Annotated in this window: 16 protein-coding genes; 11 read left to right on the forward strand and 5 right to left on the reverse strand. The window is 63.1% G+C overall.

Annotated elements, in window-relative coordinates; translation table 11 throughout:
• Positions 1 to 33: 33 nt before the first annotated feature.
• The gene (locus JF290_RS03995; RefSeq protein WP_199023453.1) at positions 34 to 1,116 is read right to left on the reverse strand and encodes a pentapeptide repeat-containing protein; all 1,083 of its coding nucleotides are present in this window, start codon (positions 1,114 to 1,116) and stop codon (positions 34 to 36) included.
• Between the two features lie 202 nt (positions 1,117 to 1,318).
• Between JF290_RS03995 and yajC the strand changes: the two genes are divergently transcribed.
• The 10 genes from yajC to JF290_RS04045 are packed head-to-tail and all read left to right on the forward strand — an operon-like array spanning position 1,319 to position 8,170.
• Complete coding sequence (gene yajC, locus JF290_RS04000; protein WP_199023454.1) at positions 1,319 to 1,603, forward strand: preprotein translocase subunit YajC; 285 nt, start codon at positions 1,319 to 1,321, stop codon at positions 1,601 to 1,603.
• A gap of 33 nt (positions 1,604 to 1,636) precedes the next feature.
• Positions 1,637 to 3,298: a protein translocase subunit SecD gene (gene secD / locus JF290_RS04005; RefSeq protein WP_199023455.1), complete on the forward strand. Its 1,662-nt coding sequence runs from the start codon at positions 1,637 to 1,639 to the stop codon at positions 3,296 to 3,298.
• Between the two features lies 1 nt (position 3,299).
• Positions 3,300 to 4,268 carry a protein translocase subunit SecF gene (gene secF / locus JF290_RS04010; protein WP_199023456.1) on the forward strand — a complete coding sequence of 323 codons (969 nt, stop codon included), beginning with the start codon at positions 3,300 to 3,302 and terminating at the stop codon, positions 4,266 to 4,268.
• The gene (locus JF290_RS04015; RefSeq protein ID WP_199023457.1) at positions 4,261 to 5,013 is read left to right on the forward strand and encodes a sulfite exporter TauE/SafE family protein; all 753 of its coding nucleotides are present in this window, start codon (positions 4,261 to 4,263) and stop codon (positions 5,011 to 5,013) included. Before secF ends, JF290_RS04015 begins: the two co-directional genes overlap by 8 nt.
• Before the next feature lie 13 nt (positions 5,014 to 5,026).
• Positions 5,027 to 5,380 (forward strand): Mth938-like domain-containing protein, encoded by a 354-nt coding sequence (locus tag JF290_RS04020; protein WP_199023458.1) that lies wholly within the window; start codon positions 5,027 to 5,029, stop codon positions 5,378 to 5,380.
• Between the two features lie 37 nt (positions 5,381 to 5,417).
• Positions 5,418 to 6,032: a heme ABC exporter ATP-binding protein CcmA gene (ccmA, locus tag JF290_RS04025; RefSeq protein WP_199023459.1), complete on the forward strand. Its 615-nt coding sequence runs from the start codon at positions 5,418 to 5,420 to the stop codon at positions 6,030 to 6,032.
• The gene (ccmB, locus tag JF290_RS04030) at positions 6,029 to 6,685 is read left to right on the forward strand and encodes a heme exporter protein CcmB (RefSeq protein ID WP_199023460.1); all 657 of its coding nucleotides are present in this window, start codon (positions 6,029 to 6,031) and stop codon (positions 6,683 to 6,685) included. Before ccmA ends, ccmB begins: the two co-directional genes overlap by 4 nt.
• Before the next feature lie 45 nt (positions 6,686 to 6,730).
• The gene (locus JF290_RS04035) at positions 6,731 to 7,483 is read left to right on the forward strand and encodes a heme ABC transporter permease (RefSeq protein WP_199023461.1); all 753 of its coding nucleotides are present in this window, start codon (positions 6,731 to 6,733) and stop codon (positions 7,481 to 7,483) included.
• Positions 7,480 to 7,638, forward strand: coding sequence for a heme exporter protein CcmD (ccmD, locus tag JF290_RS04040; protein ID WP_199023462.1), 159 nt, complete (start codon positions 7,480 to 7,482; stop codon positions 7,636 to 7,638). The genes JF290_RS04035 and ccmD overlap by 4 nt, the downstream gene beginning before the upstream one ends.
• Positions 7,631 to 8,170 (forward strand): DsbE family thiol:disulfide interchange protein, encoded by a 540-nt coding sequence (locus JF290_RS04045; RefSeq protein ID WP_199023463.1) that lies wholly within the window; start codon positions 7,631 to 7,633, stop codon positions 8,168 to 8,170. The genes ccmD and JF290_RS04045 overlap by 8 nt, the downstream gene beginning before the upstream one ends.
• A 71-nt stretch (positions 8,171 to 8,241) precedes the next feature.
• On the opposite strand, the gene JF290_RS19440 is transcribed toward JF290_RS04045, so the two are convergent.
• On the reverse strand, positions 8,242 to 8,934 hold the full coding sequence (locus JF290_RS19440; RefSeq protein ID WP_328701196.1) for a choice-of-anchor W domain-containing protein: 693 nt from the start codon (positions 8,932 to 8,934) through the stop codon (positions 8,242 to 8,244).
• A gap of 279 nt (positions 8,935 to 9,213) precedes the next feature.
• On the reverse strand, positions 9,214 to 11,961 hold the full coding sequence (gene acnA, locus JF290_RS04055) for an aconitate hydratase AcnA (RefSeq protein WP_199023464.1): 2,748 nt from the start codon (positions 11,959 to 11,961) through the stop codon (positions 9,214 to 9,216).
• A 243-nt stretch (positions 11,962 to 12,204) separates the two neighbouring features.
• Here acnA and JF290_RS04060 point away from each other — a divergent pair, with 243 nt between their 5' ends.
• Positions 12,205 to 12,903, forward strand: a complete 699-nt coding sequence (locus tag JF290_RS04060) for a DUF1223 domain-containing protein (protein WP_199023465.1) — start codon at positions 12,205 to 12,207, stop codon at positions 12,901 to 12,903.
• Positions 12,904 to 12,905: 2 nt separating this feature from the next.
• Here JF290_RS04060 and JF290_RS04065 read toward each other — a convergent pair whose 3' ends face one another.
• Together JF290_RS04065 and JF290_RS04070 are read right to left on the reverse strand one after the other, a co-directional pair.
• The gene (locus tag JF290_RS04065) at positions 12,906 to 13,793 is read right to left on the reverse strand and encodes a lysophospholipid acyltransferase family protein (RefSeq protein ID WP_199023466.1); all 888 of its coding nucleotides are present in this window, start codon (positions 13,791 to 13,793) and stop codon (positions 12,906 to 12,908) included.
• A 10-nt stretch (positions 13,794 to 13,803) separates the two neighbouring features.
• Positions 13,804 to 14,673 carry a DMT family transporter gene (locus tag JF290_RS04070; protein WP_199023467.1) on the reverse strand — a complete coding sequence of 290 codons (870 nt, stop codon included), beginning with the start codon at positions 14,671 to 14,673 and terminating at the stop codon, positions 13,804 to 13,806.
• Positions 14,674 to 14,870 lie beyond the last annotated feature (197 nt).

The following is a 14,870-nucleotide window of genomic DNA, read 5'->3' on the forward strand; positions in this document are numbered from 1 at the left end:
TAGGGGAGCGTGCCACAGTGCCGGACATGGCTTTCACCAAGTCTTCTGGTTCTCGGGATCAAAGCCGATCCGTTTCTGGAAGGCCCGCCATTCGGTGACAAAACTGCGCCCCTCCAGCAGGCTCTGCTTGGGCCGCAGAGACTTTGGGACCGTCACCGTCTGATCGAAGAACGCCTCGCTCGCCTGTGCCTCGCTGATCGGCGGCATGTCGTCGTGGAATTCGCGCAGGGCTGCGCCTTTCAGCTTGGCGGTATCGAAATAGGTTGCCCCGGTCAAACGCGTGCCGATCATGAATGCGCCCCGCAACCCTGTCTTGAACAGGATTGCGCCGCTCAGATCGGTCTGGTCGAGCGTCGCGGTATCGGCGCGGGCGGCATTCAGGTCCGCGCCGCGGAAACTCAGATGCGACAGATCGCACCCGACGAGGTTCGCCCCTTTCAGGTCGATTTTCACCGCCTCCGGGTCCACTCCGTCGATCAGTTGCATTTGCCCGATGGACCGAGCTGCCGCCCTCATGTCGGCGCGGGGATGCTCCTCGTGACCGGGATAGATCCCGGCCGACAGGTGACGCAGATACACGCAGAGCAACCGGGCGATCCGAGGCGCTTCGTCCGGGCGTTCCTGCGCAAGCGCCTCCAGCCGGTCGATGGCCGTGACCCGTCGCACGATATCGTCTTCGATGAACCCCAGTTCCTCGGCATCGCCCAACTTCTTCTTGCGCCGGATCTCGCGCCGCGCATGCAGGTCGTCGGCAGCCGCCTTCAGCTTGTCGTTGAACAGCGCCTGCTCCGCCACGTCGGCCTGTTTCTGCGCCACCAGCGTGCGCCAGATCAGGAACGGCACGCCCAGCACCGCCGCAAGCACCAGCCCCGCGTTGCGCAGCGCCGTCGCGTCCGGATCGTCGCTCATCGATGCGGCGAAGAATTCGACCACGACCACCACCAGCAACACCGTGACGGCGACCCCGAAGAGGATCGACACCAGGGGACCGAGCCAGGACACACGACGCAACTCGCCCGGCGACCGCAGCCCCAGCCAGTCCATCAGATCGGATCTGTTTCGCTTCAAGACATGCGCCCCCGTGTCGTCCTCCGACGGCCCGAGAATGACGCCCATTCGCGGTGCTGCCAAGACCCGCACCCGGCTCCGGAGCCACCGCATGGAGCTGCAAGTGCGTATGTACGCGGTATGCACGCAATATGCATGCTCTGCATACGCGGTTTTGCTGCTCGCGCCGCCTTGCAAAGCCCCCGCTCTGCGCATAGGTTCCGCCAAAATCGCGGGCCGGGGTCCGCCAGTCAACCAAAAGGAACATCTCATGGATGGTGGCGCTTTCGCCCAGTTTCTCCCGCTGATCCTGATCTTCGCGATCATGTATTTCCTGCTGATCCGTCCGCAGCAGAAAAAGCTCAAGGAGCATCAGGCGATGGTCGCGGCGCTGCGCCGCGGTGACCAGGTGGTGACGCAAGGCGGACTGATCGGCAAGGTCGTGAAGGTCAAGGACGACAACGAGGTCGAGGTCGAACTGGCCGAAGGCGTCAAGGTGCGGGTGGTCAAGTCGACCATCGCGAACGTCATGAGCAAGACCGAACCGGCGAATTAACTCTGCCTTTCAAGCCGTTCGAAAGGCAGGAAAATGCTGCAAATCGACCCCTGGAAACGCGTTCTGATCTGGCTGACCTGCGCGGCCGGTGTCTGGTTGGCGCTGCCCAACGCGTTCTACACGCAGGTGGAGCGGCACAACGATGCCGCCGCCGCCATCGAGATGTCCGGCGCGACACCGGAACTGGAACAGCAGCTCTCCGGATGGCCCGAGTGGATGCCGTCGGCGCTGGTCAACCTTGGTCTCGATCTGCGCGGCGGCGCGCATCTTCTGGCCGAGGTGCAAGTCGCGGACGTCTATGCCAGCCGGATGCAGGCGATGTGGCCCGAAATCCGCGACGCGCTGCGCCCCGAACGTGCGACCGTTGGAACGATCCGTCTGCAACCCTCTGATCCGCAAGAGATTCGTGTCAAGATCAGCCAGCCCGAAGGCATGCAGCGCGCGCTCGAAGTGGTGCGTGAACTGGCCCGCCCGATCCAGACCCTGACCGGAGTCGGTGGCACAGATATCGACGTGCGCGGCGAGGGTGACACCCTGATCGTGACCCTGTCGGAAGCCGAGAAGCTCGCCAGCGACGACCGTACGGTACGCCAGTCACTCGAGATCATCCGCCGCCGCATCGACGAGGTCGGCACCCGCGAGCCGACGATACAGCGGCAGGGCACCGACCGCATCCTGATCCAGGTGCCCGGCATCGGCAGCGCCACCGAGCTGAAGGAAATCATCGGCACCACCGCGCAACTGACCTTCAACCCCGTGGTTTCGCGGGGCAGCGATCCGGAGGCGAACCCGGGCGTCGGCAACAAGATCGTGCCCGCGCTCGACGAGCAGGGCGTTTACTACACGCTTGAAGCCGCTCCGGTGGTGACCGGCGAGGAACTGGTCGATGCGCAACCCGCTTATGACCAGAACGGTCGCCCGGCAGTGAATTTCCGCTTCAACACGTCGGGCGCGCGCAAGTTCGGCGACTACACGGCCGAGAACATCGGCAGCCCCTTTGCCATTGTTCTGGACGACGAGGTGATCAGCGCGCCGGTGATCCAGAGCCACATTCCGGGCGGCTCGGGTATCATCACCGGCAATTTCACCGTCGAGGAGAGCACCAATCTCGCGGTGCTGCTGCGGGCAGGGGCCTTGCCCGCTGGGCTCGAATTCCTCGAAGAGCGCACCATCGGTCCCGAACTGGGCCAGGACAGCATCGATGCCGGCAAGGTCGCAACCGTGATCGCCTTTGCCGGTGTGCTGGTCTTCATGGCGCTGAGCTATGGCCTGTTCGGACTTTTTGCCAATGTCGCTCTGATCCTGAACATCGCGCTGATTTTCGGTCTCCTGTCCCTGATCGGGGCAACGCTGACCTTGCCGGGCATCGCCGGGATCGTGCTGACTGTCGGTATGGCGGTTGACGCAAACGTGCTGGTCTTTGAGCGGATCCGCGAAGAACTGAAGACGTCGCGCGGTCCGGCGCGGGCCATCGAACTGGGCTATGAAAAGGCGCTCAGCGCGATCCTGGACGCCAACATCACCACCTTCATTACGGCGGTGATCCTGTTCGCGATGGGCTCGGGTCCGGTGCGCGGCTTTGCCATCACGCTGGGGCTGGGCATCCTGACCTCGGTCTTCACCGCGATCTTCGTGACCCGCCTGATGATTGTCATGTGGTTCGAACGTCGCCGTCCGAAAACGATCGAGGTGTGACATGAGACTGAAACTGGTTCCCCAGGAGACCTCATTCGACTTCTTCAAGCACTGGCGCATCTGGCTGGGCATCTCGGCGCTGATGGTGGTGGTGGCCTTCACGTCCTTCCTGATTCAAGGCCTGAACTACGGCATCGATTTTCGCGGCGGCACGACGATCCGTACCGAAAGCACGATGCCGGTCGAGGTCGCCGAGTATCGCACCGTCCTGTCCGAACTGGGCCTCGGCGATGTGATCATCAGCGAAGTTTTTGACCCGACATTCGACGAGGACCAGCACGTCGCCATGGTTCGCATCCAGGCCCAGGACGACGCGGAATCCGTGACGCCCGAAACAATTGCTGCCGTCGAGGAGGCGCTCAAGATCGCGGCGCCCGACATCCAGTTCCTTTCAGTGGAGTCCGTCGGCCCGAAGGTGTCGGGCGAGTTGATCCAGACGGCCATCATCGCCGTCTCTCTCGCGATCGGCGCGGTCCTGATCTATATCTGGCTCAGGTTCGAGTGGCAATTCGCGCTCGGCGCGGTGGCCGCGCTGGTGCACGATGTGATCCTGACCATCGGCATCTTTTCGGAGCTGCAGATCAAGTTCGACCTCGCCATCATCGCGGCGCTTCTGACCATTGTCGGCTATTCGCTGAACGACACCGTCGTCGTGTTCGACCGGGTACGCGAGAACCTGCGGAAATACAAGAAGAAACCCTTGGCCGAAGTGCTGAACATCTCGATCAACGAGACCTTGTCGCGCACGATCATGACCTCGGTCACGACGCTGTTGGCGCTGATCTCGCTGTTCGTTCTCGGCGGCGACGTGATCCGAGGGTTCGTCTTCGCGATGATCTGGGGCGTGATCGTCGGCACCTATTCCTCGGTTTTCGTGGCCTCGACCATCCTGCTGTATCTCGGCGTGAAACGCGATTGGTCCAAGCCCGACAACACCACCGGAAACCAGTTCGCCAACATAGATGCCTGACACGCTGGCCCAAGTCCTGGCATTGCCGGGGCTGGGCTGGTTGATCGCAGCGGCCTTCCTCGCGGGAACGGTGCGGGGGTTCTCGGGCTTCGGAACCGCGATGGTCTACCTGCCGGTTGCAGCGCAGGTGATCTCTCCGCTTTGGGCCATCGTGACGCTGGTGGTCATGGATGTGTTCGGACCTTTGCCCATCGTCCGGCGCGCGGCGCGGGACGCCAATCGCGGCGACCTCGCGCGCCTGCTCGTGGCGACTCTCTGCCTGCTGCCGCTCGGACTTGCGACACTTGCCGCGGTCTCTCCTGACATCTACCGCTATGCGCTCTCGACGGTCTCTCTGACGCTTGTGGCCTGCCTCGCGCTGGGGCTGCGGTATCAGGGTGCGCTGCGCCCACCGATGGTCTACGCAATCGGATGCGCGGCCGGGTTCCTTGGCGGACTCGTCGGCGTTCCGGGGCCGCCGGTCATCCTGTTCTACATGGCCAGCACGCTGCCGGTGCAGGTGGTGCGGGCCAATGTACTTCTCTACCTTTTCCTGTTCGATTTCCTGCTGCTCATGGTGATCGGCTTGCGCGGCGAACTGTCGCTCTCGCCGATCGTACTGGGACTGATCCTGGCGGTGCCGAACGTGCTGGGTAACCTGCTTGGTGCGCGGCTGTTCGATCCGGCCAGGGCCGGGCTGTATCGCGCCGTCGCATATGCTATTGTCGCGGCATCGGCCCTTGCCGGGCTGCCGCCGTGGGATTGAACAAGGAGCGATCATGCGCCTGAACGAAGTCACCTATACCGACGCAAACCCGGTCGAGGGCTATGGACCGGGATTCTTCCGCATCGGCGGGACCGTTCATGAGGGGGCGCTGATCACCGGTCCGAATGGAACCGGCCCTTGGGACGGTGTCACCGACGCGGCGCCGTTGATGGCGCTGGCGGGGCAGGTCGACGTGATTTTCGTCGGGACCGGGGCGGAGATCGCGCACATTCCCAGCAGCCTGCGCGGTGCGCTCGAGAACGCGGGCGTCGGGGTCGAGGTGATGAATTCGCCCTCGGCTTGCCGCACCTACAACGTGCTCCTCTCCGAGGGACGGCGGGTCGCGCTCGCATTGCTGCCGGTTTGATCTTTTTCGCGGTGCCGCAATCGGTTATGCGCATCGCATGACTCTGACTGTCGCTGACTTGTCGATCGCCCGTGGTGGCGTGCCGGTGCTGCAAAACCTTGGCTTCTCGCTCGAGCCGGGGCAGGCGCTGGTCGTACGCGGCCCCAACGGCATCGGCAAGACAACGCTGCTGCGCACGCTGGCGGGCCTGCAACCGCCGCTCTCCGGTCATATCGAGGGCGCCGAGGACAGGATCGCCTACGCCGGCCATTCCGACGGACTGAAACCAACCCTGACCGTGACCGAGAACCTGTCGTTCTGGGCCAACGTGTTCGGCACCCAGGACATCGCCCGGGCGCTTGACGCTTTCGCCTTGAACGAACTGTCCGATCGTGCCGCGGGCGCGTTGTCGGCCGGGCAGAAGCGCCGGCTGGGCCTGTCGCGCCTTCTGGTCACCGGGCGGCCGATCTGGATGCTGGACGAGCCGACCGTCTCGCTCGATGTCTCGGCCGTCGCCATGTTCGCAGACGCGGTACGGGCCCATCTGGCGCGCGGCGGCTCGGCCCTGATCGCGACCCATATCGACCTTGGTCTTGAGGCCGATGTGCTGGACGTCGGACCGTTTCGTGCCGCCCCGCGGCCGGTCGAGGATTTCGACGGAGATTTCCTGTGATCGCGCTTCTGTCCCGCGACCTGAAACTCGCCTTCCGGGCCGGAGGCGGATTCGGATTGGGCCTTGCCTTCTTCCTGATCGTGACCGTTCTCGTGCCCTTCAGTGTCGGACCGCAAAGCTCGCTGCTGGCGGTGATCGCACCGGGAGTGCTTTGGCTCGGGGCGTTGCTCGCCTGCCTATTGTCTCTAGACCGCCTTCTCGCGCTCGACTGGGAGGACGGCTCGCTCGACCTGCTCGCCACGGCACCGCTGCCGCTGGAGGCTGTCGTCACGATCAAGGCGCTGGCGCATTGGATCACCACCGGTCTGCCTCTCGTGCTCGCCGCGCCTGTCCTCGGCGTGCTGCTCAACCTGCCGCAGGCGGGGTTCATCTGGCTGGTCGTGTCGCTCCTTGTCGGCACGCCGGCGCTGTCCGTGATCGGCACTTTCGGGGCGGCGCTGACCGTGGGCCTCAAGCGGGGCGGGCTGTTGCTGTCGCTTCTGGTCTTGCCGCTTTATGTGCCGACGCTGATCTTCGGTGCCGAAGTCGCCCGGCGGGGCGCCATCGGGATGGAGACGTCAACCCCGCTCCTTATGCTGGGCGGGATCACCGCCGGTGTCGTCGCTCTTTTGCCCTTCGCCAGCGCAGCGGTGTTGCGCGTCAATTTGCGTTGATCTTTGTCAATTGAGAACGCACCCGACTCGGACTAGATACTGCGCATGACAACCTCAGTGAACCGCAACAGCCTTTGGGCCTACGCCAATCCCAAGAAGTTCCTGCAAACGTCGGAACGAGTTCTGCCCTTCTTCTGGATCACCTCGGGCCTGTGCCTGGTGGTCGGTCTGATCTGGGGATTCTTCTTTACCCCGGACGATTTCCGCCAGGGATCGACGGTCAAGATCATCTACCTGCACGTCCCCTCGGCGCTGATGGCGATCAACGCCTGGTTCATGATGCTTGTCGCTTCGTTGATCTGGATCGTGCGGCGCCACCATGTCAGCGCCCTTGCGGCCCGCGCCGCGGCGCCCGTGGGCGTCGCCATGACCCTAATCGCGCTCGTCACCGGGGCGATCTGGGGACAGCCGATGTGGGGCACCTGGTGGGCCTGGGATCCGCGCCTGACCTCCTTCCTGATCCTGTTCCTGTTCTATCTCGGCTATATCGCCCTGTGGGAAGCGATCGAGAACCCGGACACCGCCGCCGACCTCACCTCTGTGCTGTGCCTCGTCGGTTCGGTTTTTGCGATCCTGTCGCGCTATGCGGTGAATTTCTGGAACCAGGGCCTGCATCAGGGAGCCTCGTTGTCGCTGGACAAGGAAGAGAACGTCGCCGATGTGTTCTGGGTGCCGCTGCTGGTCTGCATTGCGGGGTTCGTCCTGTTGTTCGTCGCTTTGGTTCTCTACCGCACCGGCACGGAAATTCGCGCACGCCGCATCAAGGCGCTGCTGGCACGGGAAAGGGTAGGGGCATGATGCCGGATCTCGGGAAATACGCCGATGCCGTGCTCTCCGCCTATGCCGCCTCTCTGGCGTTGCTCGTTGTGCTTGTCGCGCTGAGCATCTGGCGCGGGCGGCGAGTCCGCGCAGAGATGGCACGCATCGAACGGAGACTCTCCTCGGATGGCTAGGATTTCTCCGCTCATGGTCGCGCCGCCGCTGGTCTTCGCGGCTTTCGTCGGACTGGCTGCCGTGGGCATGTTTCGCGATGACCCCGAAGCTTTGCCGTCGGCCCGCGCCGGTGAACAGGCGCCCGCCGTGGTGCTGACCGATTTGGGCGGCAAGCCGATGTTTGACGACGCAAGCCTTCGTGACGGCGAGGTCAAGCTTGTGAACTACTGGGCCAGTTGGTGCGCGCCCTGCCGCGTCGAACACCCCAACCTCGACCTGCTCCGCGAAGAAGGGGTCACGATCTACGGTGTCAACTACAAGGATGATCCGGAAAAGGCGATCGGATTCCTCGAGGAACTCGGCAATCCCTATGCGGCGCTGGGTGCCGATCCCGAAGGCCGGATGGCGCTGGATTGGGGCGTTTACGGTGTGCCGGAAACCTATGTCGTCGACGGGGAGGGTGTGATCCTGCTGCGCGTCGCCGGTCCCGTGACCCAAAGGGTGATGGACCAGACACTGCGACCCGCCATCGAGGCCGCCCGCGGCGATTGAAGCCATATGCCCTGAACGCAAAGAAAGGCCCCGCTTTGCGGGGCCTTTCTTTTCTCATATGTGTAAAACGGTCAGGCGACCTTGCAGCGACGCTTGACTAGGCCCAGACCACCAAGCGCGCCGAGCAGCAGGATGCCTGCTGCGGGCAGTGGAACGGGAGCGGGGCCGTCGACGAACTTGAACTGGGTTGCCAGGTTCGATGCGACCTGCGTCCCGTTTCCGCCGGCAGCATAGTCAAAGATGGCGAAACCGCTCAAGGTGAAGTCGGAGCCGAAATCAAAACCGGTGACCGTGTAGCCGTCATAGCCGGAGGTGTTGCCGGCATTCAGATCAGGTAGCGATTCCCCTCCCAGGGTCAGACCGGACAGCGACAGCGTACCGTTCTTCTGAACGTTGCTGCTGTCGTTCGCGAACCGGCCGCCTACGAGCAGCGTATCGGCCGCAGACAGGTCGAAATCGCTCGACGAGATCGACGTGCCGCCGAAATCAAGCTCAAGGGTCGTGGTCGCCGCACTATAGGCGATCGAAAAGGCGTACTGGACGCCATCTTGAATGTCGAATTGACCTTGAGCCACGGGCGCGCCGCCCGGTGCGTTGATGCCGAGTTCGCGGTCGCCGTTCAATTGCGAGTTTCCACCACGGATCTCGGCAACGGCGACTTCGGTATAGTCGCTCGACGGCAGAAGGCTGTCGGTCACGGTCGCCGCGACGGCGACAAGCGGGAGGACCGCGAACGCCGTCGCGGCCAGAGTGGTCTTGAACATAGCTGTACCCTTTGATTGCACGGAATATGCGACGCGCGATTAACACGCTATTTGAATCAAACGAAGAGGGTTTGATGCGTTACCTTGCGGTAACTTTCTGAACTTATTGTTTCTTTTGGGAACCAATTGGACGGGCGTGCATCTGTCGCTGTACGTGCGATGGAAATTGGTCAATTCAAACCGAGGTGAATTTCTGACGAGGTTCTCAACGGGATTGTCGCATTCCCGTTTTGAAGGAGATGGTCCACCGGCGACCTGGGCCGCCGGTGGAGAATCGTGTCAAGCCGCCTTGGCGAGGTTGCGCAGCACGTAGTGCAGCACGCCGCCATGTTCGATGTACTCGATCTCGATCGCGGTATCGATCCGACACTTGAGCGTGATGGTCTTCTCGCTGCCATCCGCCATGGTGATCGTGCAGGGCACTTCCTGCAGCGGCTGGATCGTGTCGAGCCCGTGGATCGATACGGTTTCATCGCCGCTCAACCCCAGCGACTTGCGGGTATCGCCGCCGGTGAACTCGAAGGGGATGACGCCCATGCCGACCAGGTTGGAGCGGTGGATGCGCTCGAAGCTCTCGGCGATCACCGCCTTGACGCCCAGAAGCGCCGTGCCCTTGGCCGCCCAGTCGCGCGAGGAGCCCGCGCCATACTGTTCACCGCCAAAGATCACCAGCGGTGTGCCGGCCTCCTGATAGGCCATGGCCGCGTCGAAGATCGAGGTCTGCTGACCGTCGGGCCCCTTGGTATAGCCGCCTTCAACCCCGTCCAGCATCTCGTTCTTGATGCGGATGTTGGCGAAAGTGCCGCGCATCATCACCTCGTGGTTGCCACGCCGGCTGCCATAGGAGTTGAACTCGCGCACCGGCACCTGGCGGTCGATCAGATACTGACCCGCAGGTGTGGTATCCTTGAACGAACCGGCGGGGCTGATGTGGTCGGTCGTGATCATGTCGCCCAGAACCGCCAGGATCTTGGCACCCTCGATATTGGTGATCGTGCCGGGTTCCTTGTCCATGCCCTGGAAGTAGGGCGGGTTCTGAACATAAGTCGATGTCGGCGGCCAGTCATAGGTCTGGCTGTCGGTGGTTTCGACCGACTGCCATTTCTCGTCGCCCTTGAAGACATCCGCGTATTTGGTCTGGAACGCTTCGCGCGTGACGGTCTTTTCGACCAACTCGGAGATTTCGGCGGAGGTCGGCCAGATGTCCTTGAGGTAGACGTCGTTGCCGTCCTTGTCCTGACCCAGCGGGTCGTTCACCAGGTCCACGTTCATGTCGCCGGCCAGCGCATAGGCCACGACCAGCGGCGGGCTGGCGAGGTAGTTCGCACGCACGTCCGGACTGATGCGGCCTTCGAAGTTGCGGTTGCCCGACAGGACCGATGTCGCAACAAGGTCACCCTCTGCGATGGCTTCGGAAAGCTCCTTCTGGATCGGGCCCGAGTTGCCGATGCAGGTGGTGCAGCCATAACCGACCAGATTGAAGCCGATCGCGTCCAGATCGTCCTGCAGTCCCGCGGCCTCGAGATAGGCCGACACCACCTGGCTGCCCGGCGCCAGCGAGGTCTTGACCCAGGGCTTGCGGGTCAGACCCAGCGCATGCGCCTTGCGCGCGACAAGGCCGGCGCCGATCATGACATAGGGGTTGGACGTGTTGGTGCAGGATGTGATCGAGGCGATCACGACCGAGCCGTCGCGCAACTCGTAATCCTCGCCCTTGACCTTGATCGATTTGCGCGGGTCGCGGGCCAAGACCGGAGCAGGGCCCTCGGCGGCCATGTCGGCGGCCTCGGCGTGGGTGTCAATGCCGCGGTACTCGCTGACAACGTCGAGGAAGGCCGAGGCGGCCTTGTCCAGCGTCGTATAGTCCTGCGGGCGTTTCGGCCCCGAGATCGCCGGCACAATGGTGCCCATGTCGAGATGCAGCGTATCGGTGTAGATCGGCGCATAATCCGCATCGCGCCAGAAGCCGTTCTCCTTGGCGTAGGCTTCGACCAGAGCGACCCGGTCCTCGTCACGGCCCGTGTTGCGCAGATAGCGCAAGGTTTCGGCGTCGATCGGGAAGAAGCCGCAGGTCGCACCATATTCCGGCGCCATGTTGGCGATGGTGGCACGGTCGGCCAGCGGCAGGTTGTCGAGACCCGCGCCGTAGAATTCGACGAATTTTCCGACCACGCCCTTGGCGCGCAGCATTTCGACCACCTTCAGAACCAGGTCGGTTCCGGTGGTGCCTTCGATCATCTGGCCGGTCAGTTCGAACCCGACGACCTCTGGGATCAGCATCGAGATCGGCTGACCCAGCATGGCGGCCTCGGCCTCGATGCCGCCGACGCCCCATCCAAGGACTGCCGCGCCGTTCACCATGGTGGTGTGGCTGTCCGTGCCGACCAGCGTGTCGGGATAGGCGACTTCCTCGCCGGACTGGTCGGTGTCGGTCCAGACCGTCTGGGCAAGATATTCTAGGTTGACCTGGTGGCAGATGCCGGTGCCCGGCGGCACCACGCGGAAGTTGTTGAACGCGCCTTGGCCCCATTTCAGGAACTGGTAGCGCTCCATGTTGCGCTCGTATTCGCGGTCGACGTTCATCTGGAAAGCGCGCGGATTGCCGAACTCGTCGATCATCACAGAGTGGTCGATGACCAGATCGACGGGGTTCAGCGGGTTGATCTTCTCGGGATCGCCACCGAGCGCCACGATCCCGTCGCGCATCGCGGCAAGGTCCACCACGGCCGGAACGCCGGTGAAGTCCTGCATCAGCACGCGGGCTGGGCGGTAGGCGATTTCGCGCGGGTTCTTTCCGCCCTTGGCACCCCATTCAGCGAAGGCCTTGATGTCATCGACACTGACGGTCTTTCCGTCTTCGAACCGCAGCATGTTCTCGAGCACGACCTTCAGCGCGGCCGGCAGCTTCGAGAAATCGCCGAGGCCAGCCTCGGTCGCGGCGGGGATGGAATAGTAGGAGACGGTCTCGCCGTTCACGCTCAGGCTTTTGCGTGTCTTGGCTGTGTCCTGTCCAACGGTGATGGGCATCTTTGGCCTCCCTCTGAAGAGTCGTGGAAATTGGGAATTCGCTGGCCGCTGTCTGCATCAGGCGCACTGTGATATCAATAGAGATCGGCGGGGTGCGACGATTTTGTATACCATTGTATGCCGGATTGCAGAGGACGCCGCATCCCCGCCCTGGATTGAGCGAAACCGGCTTCAACAATCCTTGATTGGCATTCTCCCGGCACCGGGTCTAGACGGGGAAAGCACCAAGGGATACCAGCCTCCATGAAGTTTCTCGCCGCCGCATCGTTCGCGCTCTGCACAATGATGGGCCATGCCGTCGCGGGGCAGACGACACCGGTTGTCGTTGAGTTGTTCACCTCTCAGGGCTGTTCGTCCTGCCCCCCTGCCGACAAGCTGTTGTCGGAGCTTGCACAGCGCGACGACGTGCTCGCGCTTGCCTTGCATGTGGACTATTGGGACTATATCGGCTGGGCGGATTCCTTTGCCTTGCCGGAGCATGCGGAGCGCCAGCGTCGCTATGCCCATAAGGGCAGGCGAGACATGATCTACACGCCACAGATGATCGTCAACGGCGAAGCGGATGTCGTCGGGGCCCATGCCTTGCCGCTGTCCGAAATCATCGCGCGATACAAGGCGCAACCGCCCGCGGTGGCTTTGAGCGCAGAGCGCGACGGCACACGATTGTCGGTTCTCGCCGAAGCGCTGACACCGGTGAAGCCTGACATGACGGTCCTGCTGGTGCGCTACGTCGCCTCTCGCTCGGTCGAGATCACTCGTGGCGAGAACGCGGGCCACACTCTGGACTATGTAAATGTGGTCGATAGTTGGCAGGTGCTCGGCCATTGGGACGGCGCAGCGCCTCTGACCCTGACCGCGGAGATCGAGGGCCCGCGACCGGCCGCGGTGCTGGTGCAATACCCGGGCCCCGGCGTGATCGTGGCAGCGGCGCGGGTCGACTGACTTCAGCTTTTCCAGCGCCGGTGGATCCAGAACCACTGGTCCATATGCGAGCGCACCAGTGCCTCGAGCCCGTCGTTGATCTGCTGCGTCATCGCGACCGGGTCGCCATGCGGGATCGGCTCGTGCATGACGATCTCGAAATCCAGACCGTTGGGCTTGCGGATTGCATAGACCGGGATCAGCACGGCCTTCTGCTTGACGGCAAGTTCGGCGGGCACCGTCGAGGTGATCGCAGGCTGACCGAAGAAGCTGAGCGGCACACCCTCCTGCACATGCAGGTCGCCGACGATCGCGATGATGCCGCCCTTCTTGAGATGGCGCACCATCTCGACCATACCGCGCCGGCCCTGTTCGAACATCGGGGTGCCGATCGCTGAAATCGTGCGCACGTAATGCGCGTTGAAATAGGGGTTGGCCATCCGACGATACAGAGCGCCCATCTTGTGGCCAAGCGAGATCAGCTTGGCGCGTGCGGCATCGTAGTTTCCGAAATGTCCGGTCATCAGCAAGACCGGCTTGCCTTCGGCACGGGCTTGCTCCAGCGCTGCCAAGCCAGGACCGCTGATTGCGGCGGCTTGCGCGCGGTCGATGAAATCCTGCCCTGCATAGAGTTCGATCACCGTGCGCCCGGCATTGTCCGCGACGGCCCGGCACAGGCGCTTTACCTCCTCCTCGGGGAGATCCGGGCAGGTCAGCTGCAGGTTTTCACGCACCCGCCGATCGAAACCGGCCAAGGGGCCGAAGACCCGCGACACGAGCCACCCCATGGTCGGGATACGCCAGCGATACGGGATGACCCCGATCAGGCCGATCAGCGCGCGCAGGAACAGGTTGGCGGTGAAATACTTCGCGCGCTCGAGACGGGAGAGGTCGGAGAAGTCTGCCGGCATTCACAAGCTTTCAGCGGCGATAGGTTTCGCGGTGCCAGACATACAGACCGGCACCTGCGATCACAAGAGCGCCCACAACGGTCCAGAAATCGGGCAGTTCGGCAAAGAACAGCGCGCCCCAGAGCGCGGCGAAAACCAACCCGGTGTAGGAATACGGGGCCAGCATGCTGGCCTCGCCCAGGCTGAAAGCGCGGATCAGGGCGAGTTGGCCGAAGGTTCCGAATACCGTGATCAGGCCGATCATGCCCCAGGCCACCGCGTCGGGTGTCTGCCAGGCGAATGGCACAGCCATGGTCAGAAGGACGGTGCCGACAAGTCCGGTGTAAAAGAGCGACGTCCAGACATCCTCGCCCGACCCCAGGCGCCGCGTCAGCAGCGAATAGGCAGAGTAGCAGCCCGCGGCGGCCAATGGAAACAGGGCCGCGGGCGAGAAGACCGCGCTGCCCGGGCGAATGATGATCATCGCGCCGATCAAGGCGACGGCGATACCGCCGATCCGGCGCGGTCCCATCGGTTCGCCGAGGAACAGTGCCGCTCCGAGCGTGATCAGGACTGGGTTGAGTGCCATCAGCGCAGCGGCCTCTGTCAGCGGGATCAGGCTGATCCCGGTGAAGAAAAAGGCGGTCGCGCTCATGAGAAGTATGGAGCGCATGAACTGAAGGCCTGGGTGATCGGTCCGGACAACGCTGTGCAGGCGCGGTGCGATCAGGACAAGAACCAGCAACATCTGCCCTGCGTAGCGCGCCCAGATCGTCGGCAGGACACCGATACGCGGAGACAACGCCTTGGCAGTGGCATCCATGAGGGTGAAACAGAGGATCGCCGTGATCATCAGCAGGATCGCGCGAGTCCTTGTGGTGGCGACTGCGATATCGCTCATCAGAGGCGACCGGTCGGGGTCACCACAAATCGCCCCAGGTGATTGGAAATCGTTGGCATGCCACGGTGATAGGCGCGCTGTCTGTGACTGTCCATCGCCGACAGTTCACTTGTGAAGAGTTTCGCGTGTCGGACGCCGTGCTTTCTCCGGCTGATACGCAGTCTCTTTGAAACGGACTTCGCTGCGTGTGGAGGCAT

Origin of the sequence: Sedimentitalea arenosa (assembly GCF_016428585.1) — a bacterium.
In the GTDB taxonomy this organism is placed as follows: Bacteria; Pseudomonadota; Alphaproteobacteria; order Rhodobacterales; family Rhodobacteraceae; genus Sedimentitalea; species Sedimentitalea arenosa.

Excerpts from the sequence above, each read along its gene's own strand:
- JF290_RS03995 (WP_199023453.1), bottom strand. The coding sequence starts at position 1,116 with ATGGGCGTCATTCTCGGGCCGTCGGAGGACGACACGGGGGCGCATGTC.
- yajC (WP_199023454.1), top strand. The coding sequence starts at position 1,319 with ATGGATGGTGGCGCTTTCGCCCAGTTTCTCCCGCTGATCCTGATCTTC.
- secD (WP_199023455.1), top strand. The coding sequence starts at position 1,637 with ATGCTGCAAATCGACCCCTGGAAACGCGTTCTGATCTGGCTGACCTGC.
- secF (WP_199023456.1), top strand. The coding sequence starts at position 3,300 with ATGAGACTGAAACTGGTTCCCCAGGAGACCTCATTCGACTTCTTCAAG.
- JF290_RS04015 (WP_199023457.1), top strand. The coding sequence starts at position 4,261 with ATGCCTGACACGCTGGCCCAAGTCCTGGCATTGCCGGGGCTGGGCTGG.
- JF290_RS04020 (WP_199023458.1), top strand. The coding sequence starts at position 5,027 with ATGCGCCTGAACGAAGTCACCTATACCGACGCAAACCCGGTCGAGGGC.
- ccmA (WP_199023459.1), top strand. The coding sequence starts at position 5,418 with ATGACTCTGACTGTCGCTGACTTGTCGATCGCCCGTGGTGGCGTGCCG.
- JF290_RS04035 (WP_199023461.1), top strand. The coding sequence starts at position 6,731 with ATGACAACCTCAGTGAACCGCAACAGCCTTTGGGCCTACGCCAATCCC.
- ccmD (WP_199023462.1), top strand. The coding sequence starts at position 7,480 with ATGATGCCGGATCTCGGGAAATACGCCGATGCCGTGCTCTCCGCCTAT.
- JF290_RS04045 (WP_199023463.1), top strand. The coding sequence starts at position 7,631 with ATGGCTAGGATTTCTCCGCTCATGGTCGCGCCGCCGCTGGTCTTCGCG.
- JF290_RS19440 (WP_328701196.1), bottom strand. The coding sequence starts at position 8,934 with ATGTTCAAGACCACTCTGGCCGCGACGGCGTTCGCGGTCCTCCCGCTT.
- acnA (WP_199023464.1), bottom strand. The coding sequence starts at position 11,961 with ATGCCCATCACCGTTGGACAGGACACAGCCAAGACACGCAAAAGCCTG.
- JF290_RS04060 (WP_199023465.1), top strand. The coding sequence starts at position 12,205 with ATGAAGTTTCTCGCCGCCGCATCGTTCGCGCTCTGCACAATGATGGGC.
- JF290_RS04065 (WP_199023466.1), bottom strand. The coding sequence starts at position 13,793 with ATGCCGGCAGACTTCTCCGACCTCTCCCGTCTCGAGCGCGCGAAGTAT.
- JF290_RS04070 (WP_199023467.1), bottom strand. The coding sequence starts at position 14,673 with ATGAGCGATATCGCAGTCGCCACCACAAGGACTCGCGCGATCCTGCTG.